The following is a 5053-nucleotide window of genomic DNA, read 5'->3' on the forward strand; positions in this document are numbered from 1 at the left end:
TGGGGCCCCCACGGCGGGGCGGGGGTGGGGGGGCTCAGCACGTCGCGAGCACCTCGCGCAGCGCGTCGATCACCTTGTCCTGGACGTCCTCCGACAGCGACGGGTACATCGGCAGCGAGAAGATCTCGCCGGCCAGCTGCTCCGTGACCGGCAGGGCACCCTTCCGGTAGCCGAGATGCGCGAAACCCGACATCGTGTGCACCGGCCAGGGATAGCTGATGTTCAGCGAGATGTCGTAGGACTTGAGCGCCTCGATGATGTGGTCGCGCCGCGGGTGACGCACCACGTAGACGTAGTAGACGTGCTCATTGCCCTCGGCGACCCGGGGCAGGACCAAACCGGTGTCGCCGAGGCCCTCGGCGTAGCGCCTGGCCACGGCTCGCCGCCCGGCGATGTACTCGTCGAGCCTACCGAGCTTGCGCAGCAGGATTTCGGCGTGCAGTTCGTCGAGTCTGCTGTTGTGACCCGGCGTGGTGACGACGTAGTACTGCTCCTCCATCCCGTAGTAGCGCAGCCGCCGCAGGCCGGCCGCGACCTCGTCGTCGGACGTGACGACCGCGCCGCCGTCCCCGTAGGCGCCGAGCACCTTGGTCGGGTAGAAGGAGTACGCGGCCGCGTCGCCCATGGAGCCGGCGATGCGGCCCCGGTGGCGTGCGCCGTGCGCCTGAGCGCAGTCCTCCAGCAGCGCCAGCCCGTAGCGTGCGGCGAGTTCCTCCAGCACGCGCATTTCGACGCACTGGCCGTAGAGGTGCACCGGCAGCAGGCACCGGGTCCGCGCGGTGATGGCGACTTCGACCTCGCTGACGTCCATCAGGTAGTCGTCCGCGCGGACGTCGACGAATACGGGGGTCGCGCCGACCGCGTCGATGGCCACCACCGTCGGTGCCGCCGTGTTCGACACGGTGATCACCTCGTCGCCCGGCCCGATTCCGAGCGCCTGCAACGCGAGCTTGACGGCGTTGGTGCCGTTGTCGACGCCGACGCAGTGCGCGGCGCCGTGATAGGCCGCGAACCGCTCCTCGAAGCCCCGCACGCTCTTGCCGAGGACGAGCCGGCCTGAGCCGAACACCTGCTGGACGGCGTCCAGGATGTCGTCCCGCTCCTTCTCGTACTCGGGCAGATAGTCCCACACAAGAGTGGTCATGGATGCCGCCTTGTCTCCCGGTTCTCCGTGGGTCCCACCGAGCCAAGCGCGGGCTGCTCGGGTCAGTGTCGGCATCGCGTCGAAGGATGGTCGGGATCGGCTCGAACCCGGGCGAGGACGGGGTTCCACCGAAGTTCTAGGGTTCTTGGTGATCGACGACCCTACGGTGCGGACATGGTCGATTGTCGTGTCTGCGGTGGCGTGGTCACCGAATTCCTGGACTTCGGGCGTCAGCCTCTTTCCGACGCGTTCCGGGAACCGGGTTCGGAGGAGCCCGAGTTCTTCTTCCGTCTCGCGGTGGGCAGCTGCGCGGACTGCACGATGGTGCAGCTGGTCGAAGAGGTCCCTCGTGAGCGGATGTTCCACGAACGGTACCCGTACCGGTCCTCGGGGTCGGCGGTGATGGGCAAGCACTTCGCCGCGACCGCCCAGCGGTTCCTGAACACCGAGCTGACCGGCGCGGACCCGTTCATCATCGAGCTCGGCTGCAACGACGGGGTCATGCTCAAGGTGATCGGCCAGGCCGGGGTGCGGCATCTCGGCGTCGAGCCGTCCGGGGGCGTGGCCGAGCTCGCGCGAGCGGAGGGCGTGCGGGTGCGTACCGCGTTCTTCGAGGAGGCGACCGCTATCGAGATCCGGACCGCCGAGGGGCTCGCCGACGTCGTCTACGCCGCGAACACGATGTGCCACATCCCGTACGTCGAGTCGATCTTTCGCGGACTGGACGCGGTGCTGGCGAACGCCGGAGTGTTCGTCTTCGAGGACCCGTACCTCGGCGACATCGTCGAACGCGTCTCGTTCGACCAGATCTACGACGAGCATTTCTATTTCTTCACCGCGCATTCGGTGCGTGCCATGGCACGGCGGTTCGGGTTCGAGCTGGTGGACGTGGAGCGGCTTGCCGTGCACGGCGGCGAGGTCCGGTACACCGTCGCCCGCAAGGGGGAGCGGGTGCCGAGCCCCGCGGTGGCGGAGCTGCTGGCCGAGGAGTTCGGCAAGCGGCTCGCCGAGCGTGGGACGCTGGGCCGTTTCGCGCGCGCGGTCGAGCGGGTCCGCGACGACCTGCTCGCGCTGCTGACCCGCCTCCGCGCCGAGGGCCGGTCGGTGGCCGCCTACGGGGCGACGGCCAAGAGCGCCACCGTCGCCAACTACTGTGGCATCGGGCCGGACCTGGTCTCCTACGTCTGCGACACCACTCCCGCCAAACAGGGCAGGCTGACACCGGGGGCACATCTCCCGGTCCGCCCGCCCGCGGCCTTCGCCGATCCCTACCCGGACTACGCGCTGCTCTTCGCCTGGAACCACGCCGACGAAATCATGGCCAAGGAGCAGGCTTTCCGGGAGTCAGGCGGCCGGTGGATCCGCTACGTTCCGCGGGTCGAGATCGTCTGACGTCATTTCGATGGCGGTCCGCGCCGTCTCCATCCGGAAATTTTCCATAGGCGGATTTTTTTGCGAGCCGGTACGTTGAGGCGGTCGGCAGGGTGGCCGGGCCGCCGCGTGGCGGCCGGTGCGCCGCCGCTGTACGGGACGTAGAACGGAGCAGGAAAATTTACGGAAACATCGAGATTCGTGGCGCGCGCGAAAACAATCTCAAGAACATCTCCGTGGACATACCGAAACGGAAGATAACGGTCTTCACCGGCGTTTCGGGATCGGGAAAGTCCTCCTTGGTATTCGGTACCATCGCCGCCGAGTCACAGCGGCTGATCAACGAGACCTTTCCCACCTTCGTCCGATCGCTGCTGCCGCACTACGGGCAACCGGAGGCGGACTCGCTGACGAACCTGTCGGCGGCGATCATCGTGGACCAGAAGCGGCTCGGCGGGAACTCGCGGTCCACCGTCGGTACGGTGACCGACGCGTACACCATGCTCCGGCTGCTGTACTCCCGGCTCGGGCGGCCGGCCGCCGGTGGGGCCGGCGCGTTTTCCTTCAACGACCCCCAGGGAATGTGCCAGAACTGCGGAGGGCTCGGGATCGTCTCCGTCGTCGACGTCGACGAGCTGGTGGACAGGAGTAAGTCGCTGAACGAGGGAGCCATCGATTTCCCCACCTTCGCGGTCGACTCCGGGAACTGGGGACTCGTCGTCGGGTCCGGGTTCTTCGACAATGACAAGAAGCTGCGAGAATACACCGAGGAAGAGTGGGACAAGCTGCTCAACGCGACCGGTGAGAAAATCAAGACGGACTTCGGCGGAGGCACTTACAACATCACCTACGAGGGCCTGCTCCCCAAGTTCCGGCGGCTCTACATCGCCAAGGGCGTCGACCAGTTACAGGCACATCTGCGGGCCGACTACACGCGGGTGGTCACCACCACGGCCTGCGTGGAATGCGGGGGCAGCAGACTCGCCAAGGAGGCGCTGGCGAGCCTGGTGAACGGGAAGAACATCGCCGAATGCGCCGCCATGGAGGTGAGCGATCTCGCCGATTTCGTGCGGGCGATCGACGTGCCCACGCTCGCCCCGATGGTGTCGGCGCTGACCGAACGCCTGGACGATCTCACCCGCATCGGGCTCGGCTACCTCAGCTTGGACCGCGAGAGTGCGAGCCTGTCGGGCGGTGAATCGCAGCGGGTGAAGATGGTGCGGCACCTCGGATCCAGCCTGACCGAGATGACCTACGTGTTCGACGAGCCGAGCGTCGGCCTGCATCCGCAAGACGTCCACCGGCTCAACGAGCTGCTGCGGCGCCTGCGGGACAAGGGGAACACGGTGCTCGTGGTGGAGCACAAGCCCGAGGTGATCGCCCTCGCCGACCACGTCGTCGACATGGGGCCGGGCGCGGGGCGGGCCGGTGGTGAGATCGTCTACCAGGGCGGTTATCCGGGCCTACGTGCTTCGGGTACGCTCACCGGGAACCACCTCGGCAGGCATCAGGAGATCAAGACGAGGCCGCGGGTGCCGACCGGGAAGCTCCGCATCGAGGACGCGACCCTGCATAACCTCCGCGATGTCAGTGTCGAGATCCCGCAGGGTGTGCTCACGGTGGTCACCGGGGTCGCGGGCGCGGGAAAGAGCTCCTTGATCCAGGGCTGTCTTCCCCGGCACTACCCGGACGCGATCGCCATCGACCAGAACGTCAGCCGCGGCTCGAAACGGTCCAACCCGGCGAGCTTCACCGGGATACTGGACGGCATCCGCCGCGCGTTCGCCTCGGCCAACAAGGTCAGCGCGGCGCTCTTCAGCGCGAACTCGAAGGGCGCCTGTCCGGATTGCCAGGGTCTGGGGCTGATCTACACCGATCTGGCGCACCTGGACCCGGTGGTGAGCACGTGCGAAACGTGTGAAGGCAGGCGGTTTGTCGCCGACGTGCTGCGGTACACCCTGCGCGGCCTGAACATCGCCGAAGTCCTCCGGCTTTCGGTGGTCGAGGCGATCGAGTTCTTCACCGAACCCGCGATCCGGCGGACCCTGCGCGCACTGGACGACGTCGGCCTCGGCTACCTCACGCTGTGGCAGCCGATCAGCACACTGTCGGGCGGCGAACGGCAGCGTCTCAAGCTCGCCAGCGAACTCGGCAGCACGGCCCGGATCTACGTGCTCGACGAGCCCTGCACCGGACTGCACATGAACGACATCGACAACCTGATCGGGATCCTGGAACGGCTGGTGGACAACGGCAGCACGGTGATCGTGATCGAGCACAGCCTGGACGTGATCTCCCGGGCGGACTGGGTCATCGATCTCGGCCCCGGCGCCGGCCGCGACGGTGGCCGGGTCGTGTTCGAGGGCACGCCGGCGGAACTGGCGCACTGCGCGGAATCCGTCACCGGCCGGTACCTGCGTGAGCGCGTCGACGTCACCCGCCGTCAGGACGGCGAGGCAGTGGGGCACGCCGGATAGCCTCCCCGGAGATACCGACCACGTCTCTGTCGTGGGGGGGGGGCGGGGGGGGGGGGAGGAA

At 67.5% G+C, this 5053-nt stretch carries 3 protein-coding genes; 2 read left to right on the plus strand and 1 reads right to left on the minus strand.

The features are described 5' to 3' along the window. Positions 1-34 precede the first annotated feature (34 nt). Entirely contained in the window at positions 35-1144 is a 1110-nt protein-coding gene (locus ACFWY9_RS04010; protein WP_378324650.1) for a DegT/DnrJ/EryC1/StrS family aminotransferase, read from the minus strand. A gap of 174 nt (positions 1145-1318) precedes the next feature. On the opposite strand from ACFWY9_RS04010, the gene ACFWY9_RS04015 reads away from it, so the two are divergent. Together ACFWY9_RS04015 and ACFWY9_RS04020 are read left to right on the plus strand one after the other, a co-directional pair. Then, a complete protein-coding gene (locus ACFWY9_RS04015; RefSeq protein WP_378324649.1) occupies positions 1319-2536 on the plus strand; it encodes a methyltransferase domain-containing protein in 1218 nt (405 codons plus the stop codon). Positions 2537-2694: 158 nt separating this feature from the next. Beyond that, the gene (locus tag ACFWY9_RS04020) at positions 2695-4992 is read left to right on the plus strand and encodes an ATP-binding cassette domain-containing protein (protein ID WP_378338165.1); all 2298 of its coding nucleotides are present in this window, start codon (positions 2695-2697) and stop codon (positions 4990-4992) included. The last annotated feature ends 61 nt before the right edge of the window (positions 4993-5053 follow it).

Origin of the sequence: Amycolatopsis sp. NPDC059027 (genome assembly GCF_042739735.1) — a bacterium.
Lineage (GTDB): Bacteria > Actinomycetota > Actinomycetes > Mycobacteriales > Pseudonocardiaceae > Amycolatopsis.